The organism is Amycolatopsis sp. NPDC004625 (assembly GCF_040609695.1).
GTDB lineage: Bacteria > Actinomycetota > Actinomycetes > Mycobacteriales > Pseudonocardiaceae > Amycolatopsis.
In genome coordinates, this window is sequence record NZ_JBEXKX010000002.1 from 305440 (window position 1) to 327420 (window position 21981).

Annotated in this window: 24 protein-coding genes; 7 read left to right on the forward strand and 17 right to left on the reverse strand. The window is 69.9% G+C overall.

Going from position 1 to position 21981, the window contains the following annotated elements:
- Positions 1–59 precede the first annotated feature (59 nt).
- From ABZW17_RS03335 to ABZW17_RS03345, 3 genes are all read right to left on the reverse strand, one after another.
- Complete coding sequence (locus ABZW17_RS03335) at positions 60–677, reverse strand: hypothetical protein (RefSeq protein ID WP_354809160.1); 618 nt, start codon at positions 675–677, stop codon at positions 60–62.
- The gene (locus ABZW17_RS03340; protein WP_354809161.1) at positions 665–1819 is read right to left on the reverse strand and encodes a hypothetical protein; all 1155 of its coding nucleotides are present in this window, start codon (positions 1817–1819) and stop codon (positions 665–667) included. The genes ABZW17_RS03335 and ABZW17_RS03340 overlap by 13 nt, the downstream gene beginning before the upstream one ends.
- A gap of 458 nt (positions 1820–2277) precedes the next feature.
- Positions 2278–2802 carry a hypothetical protein gene (locus ABZW17_RS03345; protein ID WP_354809163.1) on the reverse strand — a complete coding sequence of 175 codons (525 nt, stop codon included), beginning with the start codon at positions 2800–2802 and terminating at the stop codon, positions 2278–2280.
- Positions 2803–3145: 343 nt separating this feature from the next.
- Here ABZW17_RS03345 and ABZW17_RS03350 point away from each other — a divergent pair, with 343 nt between their 5' ends.
- From ABZW17_RS03350 to ABZW17_RS03360, 3 genes are all read left to right on the forward strand, one after another.
- Entirely contained in the window at positions 3146–3322 is a 177-nt protein-coding gene (locus ABZW17_RS03350) for an ANTAR domain-containing protein (protein WP_354809165.1), read from the forward strand.
- Positions 3323–3730: 408 nt separating this feature from the next.
- A complete protein-coding gene (locus ABZW17_RS03355; RefSeq protein WP_354809167.1) occupies positions 3731–3853 on the forward strand; it encodes a hypothetical protein in 123 nt (40 codons plus the stop codon).
- A 122-nt stretch (positions 3854–3975) separates the two neighbouring features.
- A complete protein-coding gene (locus ABZW17_RS03360) occupies positions 3976–4245 on the forward strand; it encodes an ANTAR domain-containing protein (protein WP_354809169.1) in 270 nt (89 codons plus the stop codon).
- Positions 4246–4417: 172 nt separating this feature from the next.
- Here the strand turns inward: ABZW17_RS03360 and ABZW17_RS03365 are convergent, their stop codons facing one another.
- Entirely contained in the window at positions 4418–5686 is a 1269-nt protein-coding gene (locus ABZW17_RS03365) for a cyclopropane-fatty-acyl-phospholipid synthase family protein (protein ID WP_354809171.1), read from the reverse strand.
- Between the two features lie 168 nt (positions 5687–5854).
- The gene (locus ABZW17_RS03370) at positions 5855–7147 is read right to left on the reverse strand and encodes an FAD-dependent oxidoreductase (RefSeq protein ID WP_354809173.1); all 1293 of its coding nucleotides are present in this window, start codon (positions 7145–7147) and stop codon (positions 5855–5857) included.
- Positions 7148–7284: 137 nt separating this feature from the next.
- On the opposite strand from ABZW17_RS03370, the gene ABZW17_RS03375 reads away from it, so the two are divergent.
- Entirely contained in the window at positions 7285–7533 is a 249-nt protein-coding gene (locus ABZW17_RS03375) for a hypothetical protein (protein ID WP_354809175.1), read from the forward strand.
- A gap of 57 nt (positions 7534–7590) precedes the next feature.
- Here the strand turns inward: ABZW17_RS03375 and ABZW17_RS03380 are convergent, their stop codons facing one another.
- The 8 genes from ABZW17_RS03380 to ABZW17_RS03415 form a co-directional block, all read right to left on the reverse strand.
- The gene (locus ABZW17_RS03380) at positions 7591–8163 is read right to left on the reverse strand and encodes an alkaline shock response membrane anchor protein AmaP (protein WP_354809177.1); all 573 of its coding nucleotides are present in this window, start codon (positions 8161–8163) and stop codon (positions 7591–7593) included.
- Complete coding sequence (locus ABZW17_RS03385) at positions 8160–8687, reverse strand: DUF6286 domain-containing protein (RefSeq protein ID WP_354809179.1); 528 nt, start codon at positions 8685–8687, stop codon at positions 8160–8162. Before ABZW17_RS03385 ends, ABZW17_RS03380 begins: the two co-directional genes overlap by 4 nt.
- Positions 8684–9079, reverse strand: a complete 396-nt coding sequence (locus ABZW17_RS03390) for an Asp23/Gls24 family envelope stress response protein (protein ID WP_354809181.1) — start codon at positions 9077–9079, stop codon at positions 8684–8686. The genes ABZW17_RS03385 and ABZW17_RS03390 overlap by 4 nt, the downstream gene beginning before the upstream one ends.
- Positions 9080–9085: 6 nt before the next feature.
- Positions 9086–9262, reverse strand: coding sequence for a hypothetical protein (locus tag ABZW17_RS03395; RefSeq protein ID WP_354809183.1), 177 nt, complete (start codon positions 9260–9262; stop codon positions 9086–9088).
- Between the two features lie 31 nt (positions 9263–9293).
- Entirely contained in the window at positions 9294–9581 is a 288-nt protein-coding gene (locus tag ABZW17_RS03400) for a hypothetical protein (RefSeq protein ID WP_354809185.1), read from the reverse strand.
- Positions 9578–10060 carry an Asp23/Gls24 family envelope stress response protein gene (locus tag ABZW17_RS03405; RefSeq protein WP_354809187.1) on the reverse strand — a complete coding sequence of 161 codons (483 nt, stop codon included), beginning with the start codon at positions 10058–10060 and terminating at the stop codon, positions 9578–9580. Before ABZW17_RS03405 ends, ABZW17_RS03400 begins: the two co-directional genes overlap by 4 nt.
- Positions 10061–10411: 351 nt before the next feature.
- Positions 10412–12118 (reverse strand): hypothetical protein, encoded by a 1707-nt coding sequence (locus ABZW17_RS03410; RefSeq protein WP_354809189.1) that lies wholly within the window; start codon positions 12116–12118, stop codon positions 10412–10414.
- 57 nt (positions 12119–12175) lie between these two features.
- Complete coding sequence (locus tag ABZW17_RS03415; RefSeq protein WP_354809191.1) at positions 12176–13081, reverse strand: hypothetical protein; 906 nt, start codon at positions 13079–13081, stop codon at positions 12176–12178.
- A gap of 371 nt (positions 13082–13452) precedes the next feature.
- Between ABZW17_RS03415 and ABZW17_RS03420 the strand changes: the two genes are divergently transcribed.
- Positions 13453–14415: a ferritin-like domain-containing protein gene (locus ABZW17_RS03420; RefSeq protein ID WP_354809193.1), complete on the forward strand. Its 963-nt coding sequence runs from the start codon at positions 13453–13455 to the stop codon at positions 14413–14415.
- 70 nt (positions 14416–14485) lie between these two features.
- The gene (locus tag ABZW17_RS03425) at positions 14486–14812 is read left to right on the forward strand and encodes a Sec-independent protein translocase TatB (protein ID WP_354809195.1); all 327 of its coding nucleotides are present in this window, start codon (positions 14486–14488) and stop codon (positions 14810–14812) included.
- A 35-nt stretch (positions 14813–14847) separates the two neighbouring features.
- Here ABZW17_RS03425 and ABZW17_RS03430 read toward each other — a convergent pair whose 3' ends face one another.
- Positions 14848–17232, reverse strand: a complete 2385-nt coding sequence (locus ABZW17_RS03430) for a LuxR C-terminal-related transcriptional regulator (RefSeq protein ID WP_354809197.1) — start codon at positions 17230–17232, stop codon at positions 14848–14850.
- 275 nt (positions 17233–17507) lie between these two features.
- Between ABZW17_RS03430 and ABZW17_RS03435 the strand changes: the two genes are divergently transcribed.
- On the forward strand, positions 17508–18380 hold the full coding sequence (locus ABZW17_RS03435) for an IniB N-terminal domain-containing protein (protein ID WP_354809199.1): 873 nt from the start codon (positions 17508–17510) through the stop codon (positions 18378–18380).
- A 195-nt stretch (positions 18381–18575) separates the two neighbouring features.
- On the opposite strand, the gene ABZW17_RS03440 is transcribed toward ABZW17_RS03435, so the two are convergent.
- The 3 genes from ABZW17_RS03440 to ABZW17_RS03450 all read right to left on the reverse strand — a co-directional run bounded on the left by ABZW17_RS03440 (position 18576) and on the right by ABZW17_RS03450 (position 21969).
- Complete coding sequence (locus ABZW17_RS03440; RefSeq protein WP_354809201.1) at positions 18576–19211, reverse strand: fasciclin domain-containing protein; 636 nt, start codon at positions 19209–19211, stop codon at positions 18576–18578.
- A gap of 385 nt (positions 19212–19596) precedes the next feature.
- The gene (locus tag ABZW17_RS03445) at positions 19597–20274 is read right to left on the reverse strand and encodes a fasciclin domain-containing protein (protein ID WP_354809203.1); all 678 of its coding nucleotides are present in this window, start codon (positions 20272–20274) and stop codon (positions 19597–19599) included.
- 114 nt (positions 20275–20388) lie between these two features.
- A complete protein-coding gene (locus ABZW17_RS03450) occupies positions 20389–21969 on the reverse strand; it encodes a molybdopterin-dependent oxidoreductase (RefSeq protein WP_354809205.1) in 1581 nt (526 codons plus the stop codon).
- Positions 21970–21981: the final 12 nt, after the last annotated feature.

Sequence of the window (21981 nt, forward strand, 5' to 3'; positions counted from 1 at the left end):
GCGATCTGGACTCGTGGGGCCAAGCACGCGTGGTGTGGGGGCACGAACGTTGGCGCTGGTCAGGGGGAGTCGGCTACAGGCCTCAGCCCAAATTCTTCGACGAGTGCATCGAGTTCGGAGTCGTCACCAGTCGGCTCGTTGAAATACATGGCGACTTCGAGGTTGCCGCCTTCGTCGAACAGCAGACCGTAGGAGCGGTCCGACTTCACCTGGTGGCGCTTGAGGCGCATGTACGCCTCGAGATGCCGTCGGACCGGCTCCAAGGCGGATTCACGCGGGCGGGAGCCGAGGAACACAGTCGGGTGGCCCCAGACGCCGGAAAAGGAAAACACGGCGTAGTGCGGTTGGCCGTCTTGACGGGTCAGACGGACGCATCGGTCGATGGCGTCGAGCACGTTTTGCTGCGCGTCGCCGGCCAGTGCGAGGATGTCGGCGCCGAAGCGGATCATTCCGGTTGCGTGAGTGTCGATCACATCGATGAGGTCGAGGATGCGAGGCAACGCATTGTAGGTCGGCTTCGAGGGCGGAGGGTCGTCGTGCATTTGTTCGCGGGCCATCCAGGCGTTGAGAGGGAGGCACTGGTCGGCGACTCTGATGGAGGCTGCGGCCCGGGTGCGCTCGTGCCGATCTCGGTCGGGGTCGGGATCGACGTAGAGGTCCGCGTTCATGAAGAGCATGAAGAGGTCGTTCCAGAGCCGCTTGACGTCGCGATGGCGACGTCGCCGACGATGAACAGGCCGTCCCCCTCGACCTGCTTTCCCACGGCTTTCGGGTTTGCGCAATCGAGGCTGAGGAGGGTGTGAGTTTTGTTGTCGTTGGGCGCGTAGTACGTGAACGCAGTCAGCTTCGGAGGGGTCCGCAGCAGCTTTTCGAGCGAGCTGGTTGCGAGCCGTTCGCTGACGACCTGGCGGACCTTCTTGTCGTAGCGGTGAAACGGCGTCGTGCCGACAAGCGCCGACTCCACGATCCGCCGGAGCGAGTCGAGGCCCACTCCGTTCGCGGTTTCCACGTAGTTGCCCGCACCGTCTGATAGCAGAGGAGTGAGGTGAAACGGATTACCGCTGGTGAGGAGGTCGTAAACTCTGCGGGCGGGAGTGATGCTGTCGTCGAACGTCTGGGCGTAGGAGTCCAGGACGGCTCGGACTACATCTACGTCGGCGCCCGAGTCGGTGGCTATGTCCTCGGCAGTGATGATGGCCCGGTCGGCCGGCAGGAACATGAACGGGACCATCCGTGTCATGAATTCGCGCACATCGTCCTCAGGGACCTGGTCCGGCGGCGTTCCGTGGTGCCGCATCACAATCGCGCCGGTCTCGTCGCGCAGCCTGGTCATTCGGTCGCCGCCGAGCTTGTGCATGGCGTGGCGAACCGTGACGACGTCGGGATAGGTGTAGCCGAGGTGCTCGGCCATGAGCGGGGCGACGATGGTGTTGTCGAACAGCTGGGTTTCGTGGTTCTCGCGGATGGTGTCGTATTGCAGGTTTCGGATGTGGAGGACCGCGCCCTGGTACTCCGCGGCCAGCGGCGCGAGCGGGTCGTCGCTGATTCGCGCCTCGATCAGCTGTCGATAGGTGGCCAGCCGTCCGAGGCGTTGGGCGCGGCTGTGGAGCTCACTGACGGCTTCGTGCGGGCGAGTGTTCATTCTGGGCGTGTCATTGGGCTTGCGGGACTCGCGGCCAAGCAGCATCGCAGCGATGATCTCGATGTTGAGCGCCGACCCTTCCCATGCGAGGTTCGGGTACGGGACCGGCGGGAACTCCCGCATCCGCATCAGCTCGATAACGTCGAAGGCGTCGGCGTCCTCGACGGGCTTGAGCATCTTGTCGACCTCAGCGACCACTTCAGCGTGCAGTACCCCGCGAGCCTCGGGATCGGTCCTGCACTCACGGAACAGGCCGAGCTCCGTCGGCTGGTCACCGAAAGGGTGCTGGATCGGGGTTGCCCTTAAACTTTGCGACGGTTTTGCGTCGTGGCATCGTCACATCCTCGTGTCGAGAGGGTGAGCCTACGAGCTAGCCCCGACAGTCTCGCACGCGATCACACCTCGCACCGCCGGCCATCGTGGTCGATGGCTGGCCGACACCAGGCGTCTACGGCGCCACAGTCAATGCGGGCCGCGCAGCGGGCGACTTTTCGATCCGGCCAGCCGGTCAAGGTCTACGCCGCGGAGTTCGCCGCCCGGTCGTCCGCAACGCACGTTCCGCGGTCCTGGCGTTTCCGGGCGCCGGTCGATCGTCCACCAGAAGTCCCAAGCGTGCGGGGGCTTATCGTCTGGGCTCAGCCGCCGAGTGCCGCCTGGTACGTCTTCGCCTGGTCCGGCGTCAGGAACCGCGACACTCGCACCAGTACGCCGCCCTTCACGTAGTCGTATTCGCCGACCGCGGGCATTCCCTTCGCGATCGACTGGATGAAGTCCATCCGCGCCTTCGCGCCGGCCTCGTCCGTGTACACCTCGACGAAGCCTCCGCGTTCTACCGCGTCCTCGTCGAGGTACTCGACGTCGCCGGCCTTGACGCGCGAGTCAGAGAACGCCGTTTTCGACGTGTAGCCGTTCGGTCGGCCGAGCAGGTGGTTCGGGTCGTCCTCCGCGGTGTAGGTCTTGAACAGCTTGACCGTGGGGATCTTGTCGGTGAGCGTATTGGTGACGTCGTCGGCGGACTTCGGTCCGCTGGCGGCCTCGGCCGGGGCGATGACACCGGCCGAGTTGGTCGCCGTGGGTGCGCCGCCTGAGCTGCTGCACGCGGCCAGCGAGAGCGCGGCAGCGGAGGCGCCGACGGCGAGAACGATGCGGCGGGTGATCACGAACCCTCCAAGTTGGTGATGGTCAACGCCGGTATGTCTCGCCGGGCAGATCTTGTGTTACGTCGAGCAATGAACTCGTTACCGTGGCGCTCAGGTGCCGCGTTCCGACCCGAGCTCAGAACGCGAGCCGCATCGGCCTCGTCCGGCGGGATGGCGCTCCAACTGAACCCGAAACCGGGAGCCGCACCCGCTCGGGCCAGGACGCGGCCGACCCCGTGGCGAAAGGTGGCGCGGTTCGACATGCCGATCTGCGTGGAGTTGCGGTTCAGCTCCATGGCCGAGCGCACGCTGCGGTGAGACGGGGCAGCGGAGCCGGCCGCGGGTGAGGTGGTGAAATGAGCCCATGCCATCGTGGAGATCCCCGGGCAACCCGGCCGACGATGTAGCGCAGCTGCGGGACGTGCTGGACACCCAGCCCGCCATCGAGCAGGCCAAAGAGATGCTGATGCTGCTGCGCGGCTGGACCGCGGACGAAGCTTTCACCGCGCTGCGCACCAACGTCGGCGGGCAGCGTGGCTGAACCGGCTAGAGAGCAGCGAGCACCACATCATCGACCGGAGCTGAGCCCGGCATCCCGGCTGGACCCTCAACGTTTCGACCATTCACACGATGGGGTAATTGCCTGACGTCGTCGGCAGTCGGAGTCAGGCCGGGAGCCGGGTTACCCGTCGAGTGCAGGTGCTGCTTGGTCGTGCTCTCAGTACGCTGACTTTCTGTTCGGTGGCGACGAAGAGGGGGCCGCTCGTGCACGACCATCGGATCAGTCCTCGGGACGAGGGTTGAGCGCGACGCTCGGAGCCTTGGCCCGGACGCTGCAGGCCGAGCCAGATTCCACGCTCAGGGCGATCGTCAAGGCTGCGGTCGACCACGTCGACGGAGCCGGGTATGCAGGCATTCCCTGATCGGGCGGGGCCGGGCGATTCGGACGGTGGCGCCGACGGCCGAGGTCGTCGCCGGGATCGACGCGATCCAGTACCGCACCGGACAGTGGCTGTGCCTCAACGCGATCGCCGACCACCAAGTCTACTGCACCGGTGAACCTCGCCGTTGAGGGCCGCTGGCCGCTGTTCGTGCCCGAGGCTGCGGCGACCGGGGTGCGGTCGATGTTGGCCTACCGCTTGTTCATCACCGACACGACCCTCGGCGCCTTGAAGCTTTACTCCGGCACACGTCATGCATTCACAGACCAGACCCGCGACGACCGCCGGATGTTTCGCCACGCACGCGGCGATCGCGTTGGTCGGCGTGCAGACCGAGGCACAGCTGCAGGCCACGATCGAGACTCGGGATCTGATCGGCATGGCCAAGACCATCCTCATGCAGCGCCATGACCTCGATTCGGCGAGCGCGTTTCGGCTGCTGGTCGAGGCCTCGCCGAACGCGAACGTCAAGCTCAACGAGGTCGCTGCCTGGACCGTCGAACACCGCCGAGACAGAACATGATGGACTGCGATCTGCCGGACAGGGAGCCCCGCGAACCTGTTGCCGGGCTCATCGCTGGTCTGCGTCCGCCAGTTCGAGCCGGTACCTCCGCGCCGACTTGGGGCTGCGTGGCCTCGCTTCGCCGGCTCCGGCGAAGCGGCCCGAATGGCGTCGAACTGCTGCTCCTGCCCGGTCAGCGGTGGTGTTTGACCAGTCCGAGCTGGACCACGTCGAGGTAGCCCGACGTGAAGCCGGCTTCGCAGTAGGCGAGGTAGAACTCCCACATGCGGCGAAAGGTTTCGTCGAAGCCGTTCGAGGTCAGCTGGGGCCAGTTGTCCAGGAAGCGGGCGCGCCAGTGGTGGAGTGTTCGGGCGTAGTCAGGCCCGAGAGAGCGGGATTCGGTGGCGGTGAGCCCGGTGTGTCGGTGGACCGCTTCGTGGATCGCAGGGACCGAGAGCAGTTGGCCGCCGGGAAAGATGTACTTGTGGATCCAGGTGTAGGAGCGGCGGGTGGCCAGGAGCCGGTCGTGGGGCATGGTGATGGCCTGCAGCCCGATCCGGCCGCCCGGCTTGAGGACGCGATCGAGGGTCGTGAAGTAGTCGGGCCAGTAGTCGGCGCCGACGGCTTCGATCATCTCCACGGACACCACGGCGTCGTAGCTGCCGTGGGCTTCGCGGTAGTCCCGCAGCAGCACCTGCACGCGGTCGGCGAGTCCGGCTTGCTCGATGCGCTGTTCGGCAAGGTGTTTCTGTTCGGCGGAGATGGTGAGTGTGGTGACGCGCGCGCCTCGCCGGGCGGCGCGGATCGCCAGCGCGCCCCAGCCCGTCCCGATTTCGAGGACGTGGCTGCCGGAGCGGACGCCGGCGAGGTCGAGCACACCGTCGATCTTGCGCAGCTGGGCTTCGTGTAGGTCGTCGCTGCCGGGGGCGAACCAGGCCGAGGAGTAGGTCATCGAGTCGTCGAGAAAAGCGGCGAACAGGTCGTTGGACAGGTCGTAGTGACGGTGGATGTTGGCTCGCGCCCCTTCGACGGTGTTGCGTTCGTGGTCGGGTTGCCGGGCGTCGACCCATCGGCGGAACACCTGCAGCGGCCGGGGCACCAGTTCCGCCATGCGGGCCGCGAACGGGGTCAACAACGCGGCGGGATCGTTGCTGGTCCAGTCGCCGGCCATGTAGGCCTCGCCGAAACCGATCTTGGCATCGGCGCCGAGCCGCCGGAAGAAGTCCGCCGGGCGTTCAATGCGCATGACGGGCGAACCGGGGCCGCCGGCACCGATTCGCTCGCCACCGGGCAGCGCCACCCGGACCGGCAGCGTCTTCACGGCACGGTGAAAAATCAGCTTCGCCGCGGTGGCGCGGACGGCGGAGCACCGCGGCGCGTTCAGGGCCGGCCATTGCTCCGCAGAGCCGACGGGCGTGGTCGCAGTGCTGGTGCTCGGCCGGTGGATGGGCGAGGTGGTCATCGGAACTCTTTCTCTGCCTGATGGGGAGCGCGAGGGATGAGGGATAGCCAGCTGGTGGGTGGCCGGCGGCCGAGGTGCACATGTGCGGCAGTCCGCTTTCTGCCACGACGCCGGCTGGTCCGTCGTCGGGCCAGCACGGCAGCGCGCGGGGGGATGCTCACCGGTTGCCTACCAGCCCACGCCGAGCGCGGCGGCGGCGCGTACTCCCGCGGCGCAGCCGTCCTCGTGGAAGCCCCAACCGTGGTACGCGCCGGCGAAGGCGGTCTGTCCGGTGTTCAACCGCGGCAGGCGGCGTTGGGCGGCTACTGACTCGGGGGTGTAGACCGGATGTTCGTATCGCATCCGGGCGAGCACCGACGTCGGCGCGATCCGGTCGGTGGCGTTGAGGGTGACCAGGTAGTCCTGGGGTTCGGCCAGTCCCATGAGCCGGTTCATGTGGTAGCTGACCAGCACCGGGCTTCCGTCGGAGCGGCAGCGCGCCTTGAGGTAGTTCCACGACGCGCGGGCACGAGGCGAGCGGGGCAGCAGGGACGCATCGGTGTGCAGCCAGGTCTCGTTACACGAGTAGCGGAACGCGCCCAGCACCGCACGCTCGTCGTCGGTGGGGTCGGCCAGCAGTGCGAGCGCCTGGTCGGGGTGGGTGGCGATGACGACCTTGCCGACCCGGTGGACGTCGTCCGCGTCGTCACGGACCTCCACGGCGTGCGCGGTGCGGGTGACCGCGCGGACCGGCGTGGACAGGTGAACGGCGGTGAGGTGCTTGGCCGCGCGGTCCACGTAGGCGCGGGAGCCGCCGACCACCGTCTTCCACTGTGGGGAACCGGTGACCGACAGCAAGCCGTGGTTGTGGAGGAATTCGAACAGGTAGCGGGCCGGGTAGCGCAGGCTGGTGGCCTGGTCGGCCGACCACACTGCCGACACCAACGGCAGGACGAAGTGCTCGACGAAGAACCGGGTGTAGCCGCCGGAAGCCAGGAACGCGCCGAGCGTGACCTCGTGGTCGGGCGTGGCCTGCAGCATCCGCCGGGCGTGCCGGTGGAACCGGGTGACCTCGGCCAGCATCCGCAGGTACGGTACGCGCGCGGCGTTGCCTGGTTGGGCGAACAATCCTGCGAGCCCTTTGGCACCCGCGTATTCCAGGCCGCAGCCTTCGCAGCGCACGCTCATCGACATCTCCGTGCCGCGGGTGCGCACCTGCAGTGCGGCGAACAGCCGCAGCAGATGGGGATAGGTGCGTTCGTTGTGGACGATGAAGCCGCTGTCAACAGCGACGGTAGCGCCGTCGTCGGAAAGGACGTCGTGGGTGTGGGCGTGTCCGCCGAGGCGGGGCTCGGCCTCGAACAGCAACACCTCGTAACGGCGTTGCAGCAGGTAGGCGGCAGTCAGGCCGGCGACTCCGGCGCCGATCACGGCCACGCGCTCGGGTGATGTGGTCGCCCTCGGTTTCGTCTGGTCGGACACGACAACCATTCGGGGCGCTTCATCGGGCAGACAGCCACTGTGATCGACGTCACGTACGCGGGTACGGCTGGCTCCCGGGGCGCGTGCCCACGGGTGAAGGAACGTGACGAAGACGCTGTCGGCAAGTCCTGGTGGTCATGGATCTCCACTGCACGCTCATCATCGACCTGCTTGTCCGGCGGCGTGGGAAGCCCGAACGGGTCGGCCTGGCCGGTGCGGCGATCGACGAGCTCGTGCTCCGCAGTGCGACACCGGAGGCGGCCGGGTCGATCCTCGGCTCGCTCGCACGCGCCTATGGCGGCTGCCCGCTGCGGGCAGCGGCCTTGGTGCTGGCGAGCACTGCCCCGCAGCGGCCCGCAGCCGCAACGGCACCGACGCAGCGGTGATCAGGATGACCGCAGCTGCGGCGCCGCAGCACGCGCCTGCGGCCGGTTCTGCGGAATTCACCGAGTGCGTGTGCCGATCCTGGTGGTGAACCGGAATTCGATCGTCACCGGGAGGATGTCCAGGTCGAGAGCCTGCCGAAGCCGTGGCAGTCCGTGGGTGTCGAGGCGGTCGCGGATGGTGCTGAGTTCACCGTCCTGCTCGGCGGTGAGGACCAGGGCGAGTGCCGGGGTCTCACGGGTGCCGGCGAGGGTCGCGTGCGCCGCGTGGACACCGGGGTAGGCGCGGATTTCCGCGAGGAACGGTTCGACGGCCGTGCCGGGTGCCAGTTCGGTGGTGCCGCGGTCGGGTTCGGTGCCGAAGCGCCAGGTGTGGGTCTTGGGGTTGCGGGCCAGCTGGGCGCCGAGCCAGCGCAGCAGCAGGAGACCGGAGATGACGGCGGACGCGGCGATGACGTACCAGACCCAGCCGGGTGGTCGTGCGGTGCCGGGCACGAGCGGGGTGTCCGGGGCGAGCAGCCGGAGCTTGCCGAAGTGGGTGGCGACGGCGAATCCGCCGGCGGCGAGCAGGATCAGCCCGATCAGAGTCAGCAGGGCGCGGTTGAGGCGGGCTGGGCGGTTGAGGCTGCTCATGGTGCGCTCCTGGTGGCCTTGACCTTCACCTTCACAGTGGGGTCGGTCGCGGGTGTGATCTGGGCGAGGCGGCGGGAAATGGCGGCGTGGACGGCCTCGGACAGGCCGTCGGTGTTGGTCCGCCCGGTGCGGATGCGCGCGGTGACCTTGCGGCGGTTGAGGGTCAGCTTCGCGCCGGACACGCCGTCGACGCCGGACGCGGCGGCCTGCAGGGTGGAGCGGTAGCTGCGGCGGGACGCCCCCGACGCAGGCTCGCCCTGCAGGGGAAGCACGGTGAGCTTACCGGGGAGGACCGCGGCGAGGACCAGGATGAGCCCGAGCAGCACCGCGACGCCGCCGGCGATGGCGGGGACCAGGTCGTTCCAGTGCTGTGCGTGCAGCCATCCGGCGGCGCGGTCGTAGCTGATCCACGGTCGTTGTCCCAGGAGCTGCTGGATCGCGGCAACGGCGGCGAGGATGCACGCGGCGAGCAGGATGAGCGCGGTGAGCACGGCCGGGGTGCTGCGGCGGGGACGGCGTTTCACTGGACCCTCCTGGTGGCGGCGTGCGCGGAGTACAGGGCGGTGACAGTGATGTCGACACGCTCTACTGCCAGGCCGGTGAGTTCGTGCACCCGGCGGATGAGGTGCTCGCGGACGGCGTCGGTGGTCTGGAGAACCGACTGCGGGTAGCTGATCGACAGGCGCACCGTCAGCGAGGCGGTGTCGCCGGCGACGGTCGCGGTGACCTTGGCGCTGCGGTCGGGGTCCTCGCTGCCGACGGCCACACCCAGCACGCGGGCGGCGGTTCCGCCGATGCCGTCGACTTCGGTGACCGCGGTCGTGGCGATCCGCTCGACCGCCGTGTCCCCGATCGTCAGCGCGCCGCGCTCACCGACGTCCGAGGGCGCCGGCGCGGTGGCGGTCACGGTGGTCATGGCGGTTCAGCCTCGATCACGGCCGGACAGCGCCGACAAGTCGAGCTTGCCGTCGAGGTACCGGCCGGTGAGCAGGCCCAGCGCGCCGAGGACGAGGACCAGGAAGAAGGCGGCGAAGCCGCCGAACGCGGCGGCCAATCCGAGGACGAGCCCGGTCAGCAGACCGAGATGGGTCGAAGTCATCGTTGTTCCCCAATGTGTCGATGGAAGTGGTTCACGAGGTCGCGGGCGGGGCGATGTCCCCGATGCGGACGTTCACCGGCCGGTCGACCGGGGCGATCGTGGCGCGAACCGCGTCGCCGATCTCCGCCACGGTCGCCGGGTGGCGGCCGGTCACCCCGATGGTGATTTCGCCGGGCCGGATGCGGATTCCGGGGACGCGCCGGTGGGGCAGGAGGGTGGCGATCTCGCCGAACCGGCCGCTGTGCAGGCCCGCCACCGCGGGCAGGGCCAGCACAGCGGCGGCGATGGCGTCGGCGTCGATCGCGAAGCCGTGTGTCACTGGACGCGGCCGGTGTCGGCCTGCTCGTCGGTGTCGTCGCCGGGGAGATGGACGTCGGAGACGTTGATGTTCACTTCGACGACCTCGAGCCCGGTGATCTGCTCGACCGCGGTGATGACGTTGCGGCGCACCGAGCGGGAAAGGTCCGTGATGGAGACGCCGTACTCGACGAGAACCTGCAGGTCGATCGCGGCTTGCCGTTCACCGACCTCGACGGAGACGCCCTGTCCGGCCGACGCGGTGGCGCCGGGGATGCGTTCGCGCAGGGCGTTGAAGGCGCGGGCGGCACCGCCGCCGAGGGCATGGACTCCGGACACCTCGCGAGTGGCGATGCCGGCGACCTTCTGCACCACCACATCGGAGATCGTGGTGCTGCCGTGGCTGGAGGACAGCGCGCTGTCCGCGGCCTTGGTGAGGGCGCCGGTCGCCGGGGCGGCGGCCTTGCTGGTGTCGCTGGTCGCGGTGGCGGTGTTCGTCATGGCGTCTCCCTGAATACGGTTCGGATCGGTGGTGTCCGTGCCTGTGTCGCGGATTCCGTTCCGCTTGCCTGCACACCTGATCGACACCGCCGCTCGGGAAACGTCACGAACTGATCGGGTGTCGTGGCTCTCGTTCGCTGGATCGGATTCACCTGCTGGGGTGAGTGACGAACGGCCGCGTTCGGTTGTCTTCCCCGTCGAACGGCGCCACCACCGGGCGCCACGGAACCGGCCAAGATGCTCGCCGTCGTCGGTGAGGGCGCACCGGGGCTTGCCACTGAGCCCATCCCGCACGACAAGAGTGGGGCACCGGAATCCGGTGCCCCACTCCTCGTACTTCCCGGTGAACCGTCAGACGGTGTGCGGGGTGTGCGCGACGGTGTTCCAGCCCGAGGCGTGGACATCGGCGTTGCCGCCGTCGCCGCCCCGGCCGGAGTTTCCGCCGGTGGTGGTGCTGTCGTTCCCGGCGTCGCCAGTCGAGCCGGTTTCACCGGTGGTGCCGGAGTCGCCAGAGGTGACTGTGGTGCTGGAGTGGCCACCCTCGTTGTTCCGGCCACCGTGGTGGTGGCCCTGCTGCTCGTGCCCGCGGGTCGAGGTGACGGCGGTGTTGCCGCCGGTCGAGCCCGAGTTGCCCGAGTCGCCGGACGTGCCGGTGACGGCGTTGTTGTGGCTGGTGGAGTTTCCGGCGTCGCCGGAGTTGCCACCGTCACCGCCCGTGGCCGTGCCGGTCACGACGCCCAGGACACCGTTGTTGCCGACCTGGTTGTGCCGGTTCCAGCCCCAGCCGTGGCCACCGTTGTTCGTGGCGGAGTGCTGGCCGGTGCTCACGACGGTGGCGTCGCCACCGTTGCCCGCCCAGCCGGAGTTTCCGCCGGTGGTGGTGCTGGTGTTCCAGGCCTCGCCGGTCGACCCGGTGGCGCCGCTGTCACCGGAGCCGCCCGAAGTCACCGTGGTGGCCGACTGCGTGCCCTCGTGGTTCCAGCCGCAGTCGTGCTTCCAGCCGTGGTGATGGCCGCGGCCATTGTCCTGGCCGCCGAGCGTCCACACGATGGCGGTGTTGCCGCCGGTGGAACCCGAGTCACCCGAGTTGCCGGAGTTCCCGGTCACCGCGCTGTTGTGGCTGCTCGCGTTCCCGGCGTCGCCGGAGTTGCCGCCGGTGCCGCCGGTGGCCGTGCTGGTCACGACGCCCAGGACACCGTTGTTGCCGCCCTGGTTGTGCCGGTTCCAGCCCCAGCCGTGGCCACCGTTGTTCGTGGCGGAGTTCTCGCCGGACGCGGCCGTGGTGGCGTCGCCGCCGTTGCCCGCCTTGCCGGAGTTTCCGCCGGTGGTGGTGCTGGTGTTGGTCGCGTCGCCGGTCGAGCCGGTGGCGCCGGTGTCCCCGGAGTTGCCCGAGGTCACCGTGGTGTCGCAGCGCGCCAGCAGGCAGAGGCCGTAGGCGGTGTTGCCGCCGGTGGAACCGGAGTCCCCGGAGTTGCCCGAGTTCCCCGACACCGCGGCGTTGTCGCTGGTGGCGTTCCCGGCGTCGCCGGAGTCGCCACCGTTGCCGCCCTTGGCGGTACCGGTCACGGAGCCGAGGACCCCGAGGAGCCCGCCACGCGAGTGCGAGTCGGCGGTGTTCGTACCGGACGCGGTCGACGTGCCGGAGCCGCCGTTACCGGCATTGCCGGAATGGCCACCGGTGGTGGTGCTGGTGTTCGAGGCGTTTCCGGTCGAGCCGGTCGCGCCCGTGTTCCCGGAGTTGCCCGAGGACACCGAGGTGCTGCACTGGGCCAGGACACAGAGGCCGTAGGCGCTGTTGTGCCCGGTGTACCCGGAGTTGCCCGAGTTGCCGGAGTTCCCGCTGACAGCGTTGTTGCCGCTGGTGGCGTTCCCGCCGGAACCGGAGTCCCCGCCGTGGCCGCCGGCCGAGACGCCGGAAACCACGGAGTGCAGGGTGGTGCCGAGCCCGCCGAGCGGGCCCGAGTCGCTGGTGTCCGCACTGGCCACCGCTGATCCCAGCAGGACGAACCCGCCGGAGATGAACGCGGCGGTCAGGCCGCGTCGCACGTACTTGTGCATGACTTCCCTTTCCTTGCCATCTGTCCGTTGTGGATTTCTGGAGGTGGAAAGGGACTGTCAGCTCGGATGGTTGTTGCCGTAGTACTCCAGCCAGTGCAACGACCACACCCCGTCGGGCGGTGCCCGCCAAGTGCGATCCTCGCCCGGAATGACCGAGCCGGCCGCGGTCACGGCGTATTCGCCGCCGTGCTGACCACCGGACCCCGCCGACAGGGCTCCGCTCAGGCCGGCCACGCCGGCGGGTAGTCCGCCGCGACCGGAACCGGACAGCGGACCGGCAACGCCGGCCGCATCCGCATTCGCGTCCCCGGCACGGTGCCGGGCGCCGAGCTGAGCGTCACGACGACGCTGAAGGCCACGCTGGTCGTCGACGACCGGCGCAGTCCGGTCGATCGACGCGACCCGCTCGCCCAGTGCAGCCGACACCGGCGGAGCGCTGGCGTCTCCGCGTGGTGTGGGCCTCACCGGCTGACCGGTCACCGCCGGGACCACGTGGTCGGCTCCGATCGCCCGCACCACCGGCGCGGTCACCGGAGCAGTCGCGTGCAGCACGGTCGACGTCACCGGAGAAACCGCGTGCAGCACCGGCTCGGTGACCTGCTGCACGGCCGTCAGCACCGGTTCCGCCGCCTGCCGCACCGGGCGGGTCAGTGGCGCGAGCGCGGGCTCGAGCCCGCTCGTCACCGGCTTCACCGCCGGAGCCACCTGCGACGTCAATTCGTGCACCGTGTCCGTGACCGGTTTCAGGCCCGGTTCGACGGGCTCGAGTACGCCGTGCACGGTGTGCCCGGTGCCCTCGAGCAGGCCGGGCCGGCCGGGCGGGGGCGAACCTTCGGAAGCGCCCGCGGCCCCCGACACGGCCAACGCCAGCAGGGTGAACCCGAACAAGGCACCGGCCACCACCAGCACCCGAAGCAAAACCGGGTGCCGGACCAGGACGAAGTCCGTCTGGGAAGTATCCATCCATCTCACCCCCTTTCAGGTCTGGACTTCACCGTCAGTCAGAGTTCGAGGCGGGGAGCATCACTGGATTGGGTGGAGATCGATGTTTTTCTTTTCCTCCAACGTGTTTGCTACCGTTGAGTAACGGGTATCCGCGACCTTTTTTCGCCGGCAAAGACCTGAAGTACCCGTGTCGGGTGACACGAGTGACCCCTTTGGACACTCAGGTCGCTGCCCTGGGACGAAGTCCGTGAACCGGCTCCGGGGATCGGCCTATCCGCGGCGTGGACAGCTCCGAACGGGAGATGTCCACGAAGGATCCGTCCCAGCGCCGGGAGCCGGCGGTGGGCTACGCCCGCTCGTTCGCGCGCGGGCGGGTTAGGAGATCACCCGTGTTTGGCAAGCGCTATGCCGCGTCGATGATCAACCGCAGCGCCGAAAACGACCAGGACCGCCGCCGCTTCCTCAAAGCCGCCGGGATGACCGGCCTCGGGGTCGTCGGAGCGAGCGCCCTCGGCGGACTCGCCGCCGGACCTGCGGCCGCCGCGACGGCCCGGCCGGCCGCCGCCGAAGCCGCCGCGGCGCAGGTGAGCGACGGCGCCGTCCTCAACTTCGCCCTCAACCTCGAATACCTCGAAGCCGAGTTCTACCTGCACGCCGTCACCGGCAAGGGGCTGGCCGACTCGATGACCACCGGCACCGGCACCCGCGGTGGCGTCACCGGCGGCCGCGCCGTTCGGTTCGAGACCCGCGCCGCCCGCCAGTACGCGCAGGAGATCGCCGCCGATGAGAAGGCCCACGTCCAGTTCCTGCGCTCGGCCCTCGGCTCGGCCGCGGTCAGCCGTCCGGCGATCGACCTGCAGTCCAGTTTCACCGCGGCCGCCCAGGCCGCCGGCCTGGTCAAGCCCGGCCGCAGCTTTGACGCCTTCGCCTGCGAAGAGAACTTCCTGCTCGCCGCGTTCCTCTTCGAAGACGTCGGCGTCACCGCCTACAAGGGCGCCGCCCCGCTGATCTCCAACAAGACCTACCTCGAAGCCGCCGCCGGGATCCTCGCGGTCGAGGCCTACCACGCCGGCAACATCCGCAGCGCCCTCTACCAGCGCGGCGACGGCAAGGCCACGGTCAAGCTGTCCGACGCTCGCGACAGCCTCGACGGCCCCTCCGACGACGACCAGGGCGTCATCGACAGCCACGGCAACGCCAACATCGTCCCCACCGACGCCAACGGCATCGCCTACAGCCGTTCACCCGGCCAGGTCCTCAACATCGTCTACCTGACCAACAAGGCCGCCACCTCCGGCGGGTTCTTCCCCAAGGGCGTCAACGGCGAGGTGAACACCAGCGCCGCCAACTGACCGGGCGCGGGGCCGGAGCGCCGTCGGGGCGCTCCGGCCCCCGTCCACCCGGCTTCGACCGGAGGACACGATGCTCGGACTCAGCCCGGAACACCTACTCGTCCTGCTGGTCGCCGCCCTGTTCATCCTCGGGCCGGAACGACTGCCCGGCGCCATCGCCACCATCCGCAAGACGGCGCAGAAGGCCAAGGACGCCCTCGCGAAGGCCCACGAGCAGATCAGCGGCGAAATCGGCCCCGAGTTCGAGCAGCTGCGCAAGCCGCTCGGGGAACTGGGCCGGCTCCGCGGCCTTGATCCCCGGCAGGCGGTATCGCGACTGCTGCTGGACACCGCGTCCGGCGAGCCGGCCGCCGAGCCGCCGGCCGGTGACCACGCCAACGGCGCCGCACCCGGGTGACGGTCCCCGCGTGGACATGGAGGCCACCTGAACGCTCAGCTCGTTTCGCCCAACATGCCGGTCAGTAACGTTGCGAGGGTACGGCGGTCGGAGACGCCGAGTTTGGCGCGGACACGAGCCACGTGGTGCTCGACGGTCTTGCCGGAGATGTGCAGCTGTTCGCCGATCTCCTTGTAGGTGTGCCCGGCGACGACCAGCCGCCCGATGTCGCGCTCGCGCGGGGTCAGGGCCGGCGGCTCGGCTGCCGCCGATGCCGCGGGCGCAGCCGCGGTGGAGCCCACCGGAAATTGCTTGGCCGCGCGCAGCAGCGTGACCATGGCCGTGCGGTCCGTTGCACGGACGGCCGCCTGGCCGGCCAGCCTGGCCGCGTCCCACCGCAGTCCGGCACGGTTGAGCAGTTGCGCGGCGGCCAGGATCGCCTCGACTTCGACCGAACCGTCGAGGACTGCCAGCCATTGTGATCCCGCCGCGGCGAGCGCCGGAACGAGCCGCCCGGGCTCGGTGGTCGCGGCCAAGGGGCGCAGCGCCTTGCGCGCGGTGTCGCTGTCGCCGCAGACGACCGCCGCGTGGAACGCGGCCCAGTGCAGCCACGCCGACCACACCACCGGAGAGCCGTGCCGATCGAGCAGGGCGAAGGCGCGGTCGCGGTGCACGGTCACGCGGTAACCCTCGTCGATCCGGGCCGCGGCCACGAGCACCTCGCCCAGCGGGAGCAGGGCGAACAAGTCGACCGGTTGCCGCATCATCGCCTCGTATGCCGTTCTCCAGTGCTGCCGCACGTTCTCGGGGGTCCCGCCGCGGCGGGCCACCCCCAGCTCCAGCCCGTGCAGGAACAGCTCGTCGCGCGGCGTGAGACGGACGTCCGATCGGCGCACCTCGGTCCGGCGGGCTTCTGCGGTGGCGAGGTCGCCCTGCAGCATCGCGATCCAGCCGAGCAACAGGGTGTGCCGCTCCCCGCCGCCGGCCCGCTCGAGCACGCCGTGGGCGAGGTCGAACTCGGCAGTGTGCAGCGCTACCAGCGCGGTGAGCGCAGCGGGGGTGTCCGGCAGGAGGTCCCCGGTCCCGGTGGCCGCCGCCAAGTCGGCTGCGGAGAGCAAGGTAGCCAGCGCGGCGTCCGGCCGGCCGCTCACTGATTCCCTGATGCCCTGCAGCAGCTGCGTTGCGACGTGTCCGTAGGCGGCGACCGGGTCGGCTGCAGCGTCGGGAAAGTCGTCGATGGTCTCGCCGAGCGCGATCGCGGCCAGGTCCGCCAGCCGGGCCGCTCCCGGATCGGCGGACCAGCGCAGCAGCTCCGCGCCACGGGCGAGGTCGCCGCGGCGGGCGATCACCGTGCCGGCGACGAGCGCGCCCCGGGTCCGGGCCTCCGGCTCGGCGGTGCTCAGCAGTTCGTCGCCGAGCTGCAGCGCCGCATCGAGCCGCCCGCTCAGCACCGCGGCGCGCGCCCAGTCCGGTGCCAGGCGGATCCGTGAACTGCCCGCGTGGGCCGCGGCGGCGTAGAGGTCGAAGGCGAGCGCGGGCTCCCCGGCGGCGGCTTCCGCGGCCGCAGCCTCGAACCCGGCGCGCACGAGAGCGCCGGCGGCGCCGAGGTGCAGCAACTGCCGCACGATCGCGAGCACGGGCCGCCCGGCGCCCAGCTGGGCTTCCAGCATCCGCACCAGCACCGTGAGCCGGTGATCGACGCTGGTGTGGTCCTGCACCGTCCGCGCCACGATCGGCGGCACGGCGTCGTCGGCGGCGAGCAGCCCGGCGGCCCGGACCTGTTCGACGACGGCGGACACGTCGTCGCGAGGCCGGCCCAGCGCGACCGCGAGCAGCTCCAGGTCGTTTCGGCCGCCGGCCGCGGCGGCGACCAAGTAGGTCAGCCCTGGTTCGCCGAGCCCGTCCAGCTCGGCCTGCAGCTGGTCGATCAGCTCCTCGACCGCGGGGACCCGCAGGCGGCGGGCTACGAGCCGCGGCACCCCGCCCGTGGCCCGCTGCACCGACACCGCGCGCTCCCAGGTGAGCGGTTGCCCGAGCACATCCCCGGAGAAGCGGACGACGTCGCCCGGGCTCCACGGCCCCAAGCGCAGGTACTGGGTCGGCAACCCGGCCGGCAGGGAGACGATCGAGCCCGCTGTTCCCGGGGTGTGGGTGAGGACCAGCCGGGGCGTGCCGTCGACAAGCTTGAGCAGGTCCTCGCCGGCCAGCGTCTCGGCGTCGTCGAGCAACACAGCGGCGTCCGCGACAGGCGTGGCCGCGGCGAGGTCGCCCCGGCCGATCACCGGGACGCCCGCGGCCCGGTAGTGCCGCCCGATCGCGTTCAGGACCGTCGACTTGCCGTGCCCGCGCGCCCCGGTCACGACGAGCCGCAACGGGTCATCCGGACAGGCGTCGATTCCAGCCAGCACTTCCCGCAGCCGGGCTGAGAGCAGCTCCTCCACGACACCTCCCGTCACGGCGCCCCGAAGCGGTCACCTGAGACGGATTCGTGCCCGGGGAGGCCAGCAGATGGGGCACGGCGACCCCCTACTCGAATGAGACCTGCGCCACTCGGACGGGTGATCCCCTAACGGGTTGCGGAACCCCCTCGGGGATTCCGGAGATCACCGTTGGGCGCCGCACCCGATGCCGTCGACCCGGCCGACGATCTAGCTTCGGTGCGGTCGGTGATCCCCGTGGTCGCGACGTCATCCGTTCCCCACAGAGAGCCTGGTCGATGAACCCCGCGCAGTCGCTGTACGAATTCACGCTCAACCTGCTCAACGACCCGTCCGCCCGCGGCGCCTTCGGCAACGACCCGCAGGGCACGCTCGACGGCGCGGGCCTCGGCGACGTCTCCGGCGCCGACCTGCACGACATCCTCCCGCTGGTGCTGGACTTCGCGCCGGTCGGCAACCTCGGCGGCGAGAACGGCCTGAACCTCGACTCCATCACCGGCCAGGCCGGCGCTGTCGAGCAGCTCAAGGCCCTCACCCAGAACCTCGCCCTCGGCGACACCACCTCCGAAAACAACGTCCTCGGCGCGGTCAGCGGGATGACCGCCCTCACCCAGAACATCACCGACCCGTTCTCCGCCGCGGGTGACCTGACCGGCAGCATCGACCACATCGGCGGCGGCCAGGTCAACCCCGTCACCGCCGTGACCGGCGCCGTCGGCGACGTCACCGGGCACGTCGCGGGCGGCGACGTCACCGGCGCCCTCGACGGCGGCAACCTCACCTCCGGGCTGCAGGACCTCTCCGGCCTCACTTCCGCGGTCGACAACGCACAGGGCGTCGGCTCGACGATCGGCGACCTCACCGGGAACCTCGGCGTGCACACCGGTCTCGAGCACACCGTCGGCGACGTCGTGACCCAGACCACCGCGCACCTGGGCGACGTCTCGCACAACGCGACCGTCGGCGACGTCACCAACCACCTGGGCGACGTCACCAACCACGTCGGCGACATCGCTTCCGGCAGCGGCAACGTCTCCGACGTCCACGACCTCGTCGGCAACATCGGCGAAGGTGCTCTCAGCGGCAACATCGGCACGGACCTGAGCCACCTGAGCATCGGCTCCGGCAACGACTTCCACCTGCCCCACTAGGGCCTCGCGGTGGGTGCGGAGGCCCCGCACCCACCGCTCAGCACAGGTGGTGCACCACCGGCTTCGTGCCGAAGCCCTTCGAGCTGTCGGCAGTTGAGCGACGGCCGCCGCGGTTCCCGGTGATCGGGACCGCGGCGGCCGTCCTGCGTTCCGGGCCGCCGCAAGGGAACGACGTTCGCAGCCCGGAAGTGGGTGTCACCCGGTGGTGCCGGGGGTCAGGACCTTGTCGATCACGAAGACCGTGGCGTTCTTCGTGGGGATGTTCCCGCACAGGATCTTCGCGCCGTCGATGGTCATGTTCTCGCCCGAGCCCTCGATCTTCAGCGGGCCACCGGCGGAGTCGAGCGAGGCAACCGAACCGGCGGTAGCGAGTCCCTTCGCGTCGTAGCGCTTGCCTGCTACGTGATATTCGAGGAGCGGCACCAGTTCGGTCGGGTTGGCCTCGTCCAGCACCGCGAAGGCGGCATCGGCGGGAGCGAACACCGTGATCGCCTGCCGGCTGTCGAGGGTGTCGATCAGGTTGGCGGCCTTCACCGCGGCCACCATCCGGGTGAGCAGCGGGTTCGTCGCCGCGGCCGAGACGACCGGCTGCGGGCGCATCGAGGCCAGCGAACCCGGAGCCGAGCCCTGCGGCAACCGCACACAGGCCGGGCCGAACACATCGGCGTCGGTGGTCACGCCATCGGGCGTCCCGCTCATACCGGCACTCGGCGCGGGTGCCATCGGGATGGCTGCCCCGACCGAGGGAGCGGCAACGCCGCTGCCGCACGCGGTCAGCGTGAATGCGGCGGCCGCGGCCAGGCCGAAACCGGCAAGCCGAACCTTCGTCACGAAACACTCCTCGGTGAACGGGCTGCGAAGTTCATGGTGGATTCGTGACCCGCACCGGCCACGATGGCTCGATCGCGCCGAACACCCTGATCGGGCGAACGGTGAAACCCGTCGGGTTGCGGTACTTTCCCGTGTCCTCGAGTGGGCTGCCGGTTGCCGGGAGGCCGGCCGCCGCCACCACCCGGGAGTGATCCGGCGGTGGCGACGACCGGCGGACGCCGCCGCTTCGGCGTCCCCAGCGGCGGATCTCCTGCACCCCGCCGCCAGACTGCGATCGCTGTCCGAACCCGGACAACGAAGGACGGTCACCCCGGACTCCAGGAGGTGGTGGAGTCCGAGGTGACCGTCCGATGCCGGCCACCCGTCGGTGGCCCGATCCTGAGGGTCAGTTCTTGTTGGTGCCCGGGGTCAGCACCTTGTCGATCACGAAGACGGTGGCGTTCTTGGTGGGGATGTTGCCGCACAGGATCTTCGCGCCGTTGATGGTCATGTTGTCGCCCGAGCCCTCGATCTTCACCGGGCCACCGGCGGTGTTGAGCGTGTCGACCGAGCCCGCGGCGGCGAGGCCCTTGGCGTCGTACCGCTTGCCGACGACGTGGTACTGCAGGATCGGGGCCAGCTCGGCGGGCTTGCCGGCGAGCTCGTTGAACTTGGCGTCGCCCAGCGCGGCGAACGCCGGGTCGGCCGGGGCGAAGACCGTGATGGCCTCCTGGCTGTTCAGCGTGTCGACCAGGTTGGTGGCCTTGACCGCGGCCACCAGCTTGGTCAGCAGCGGGTTCGTCGACGCCGCCGAGGCGACCGGCTGCGGGCCCATCGAGTCCAGCGAACCGGGCGCGGACCCCTGCGGCAGCTGCGAACAGGCCGGGCCGAAGACGTCGGCGTTGGTGGTCACGCCGTTGCCGGTCCCGGACGCCATGCTGGAGGACGGGGCGGCCATCGAGGAGGTCGGGGCCATCGAGCTGCTGGAACTGCCCGACGAAGCGGTGTCGCTGCTGCCGCACGCGGTGAGAGTGAGCGCGGCGGCCGCGGTCAGACCGATACCGGCAATACGAAGGTTACGCACGAGAATTCACTCCAATTGATTACGCGGCTGAGGCTGCCGAGTCGGCGAGAGCCTCTTGTTGCCAGTGATTCGGTGGCCGGCGGGAACCGGATTGGTCGATCGGGAAAGAATTTTTCAGGCTGCGGTGAACGTGACGTTGTGCCACCCTGTGGCGCCGTCGGGCACGGTGCCCGCCCGCTGGTCGGTCTGGGTGTAGCCGGATTTGTCGGTGGCGCGGCAGAACACCTGGTGCACCCCGGCCGGGATGTCGACCTCGGTCCACCACATCCGCCACGTGTTCAGGTTGACTTCCTGCGACAGCGTGGTTTCCTGCCACGGCCCCTGGTCGACGCGGACTTCAACCCTCTCGATCCCCGTGTGCTGCGCCCACGCGACTCCCGCCACCCGCACCTTTCCGGGCTGGACGTTGGCGAAACCGCGGTGCGAATCGATGCGGGACTCCGTTTTGATCGGTGCTTCCCGGCTCCAGCCGCGCTTGAGCCAGTACGCCTGGCGTGCGGCCCACGTCGTGACTTCGATGTCCACGACCCACTTCGTGGCCGACACGTATCCGAAGAGCCCGGGTGTGACCAGCCGGGCCGGGAACCCGTGCTCCAGCGGCAGCGGCTCGCCGTTCATCCCGATCGCCAGCATCGCGCCGCGGTCACGGTCCTGCGCCGCGGCGACCGGGGTGCCCGAGGTCCAGCCGTCGACGCTGGTGCAGAACAGCTGCTCCGCGCCGGGTTTCACGCCGGCTTCGGCGAGCAGGTCGGCCAGGTCCACCCCGATGAAGTTCGACGTCGAGACGTAGTCCCCACCGACCTCATTGGACACGCAGGTCATGGTGACGGTGCGCTCGACCAGCGGCCGGTTGCGGATGTCGCGGTAGCTGTAGCGGATTTCGCGGTCGACCATGCCGTGCAGCCGCAGGCTCCAGTCTTCGGTGCGCACCTGCGGGACCGTCAGGGCGGTGTCGACGCGGTAGAACTTGGTGTTCGGCGTGAGGAACGGCGGGGTGCCCAGCTTGGCGAAGTCCGCGTCGGCGGGGATCGTCGGGGCGGTCCGCGCCGGGATCAGCCTGCCGACCGCGTCCCGGGACGCCGTGGCATCACGGGACGAGCCGACCAGCTGCCCGCCCAAGCCCATCGCACCGGCTCCGGCGACCACCCCGGCGCCACCGAGCAGGAACGCCCGCCGCGACGTGCCGGACTTCTTCTCCGCGCCCGGATCCCGCCACGCACGCGGTGCGATCCGGTGCAGCAGCAGGAACACGGTGACGCCCACGACCAGGCTGGCGAACGGCGCCAGCAGCGCCACCAGGCTCAGATCGGGCCGTTCGAACACGGCGAAGGCGCCGACGAGGCCGAACAAGGCGATGATCACGGTCCCCGGTACCGGTGACCGTCGGGAAAGGACGCCCGCGAGCGCGGCGACGCCGACCATGACCACGGCCATGCTGCCCAGCAGCACCAGCTTGTCGTAGGTGCCGAACGTGCGGACGGCGAAGTCCTTCAGCTCGACCGGGGTCAGGTCGATCGCGCCGTTGCCCACCGCGACGTAGGGGGAGGCGTTGAAGCTGATGAATCCCGCGACCAGGTGCCCGGCCGCGAGCGCGGCGGCCAGCGCCAGGACACCGCTGAACGCGGCAGCGAAGAATCGCAACCGGGCACGCGGTGGTGCATCCGGCGCTTCCGGGGCGACTTCTGTGGCGGTCATACCGGCAGTTCG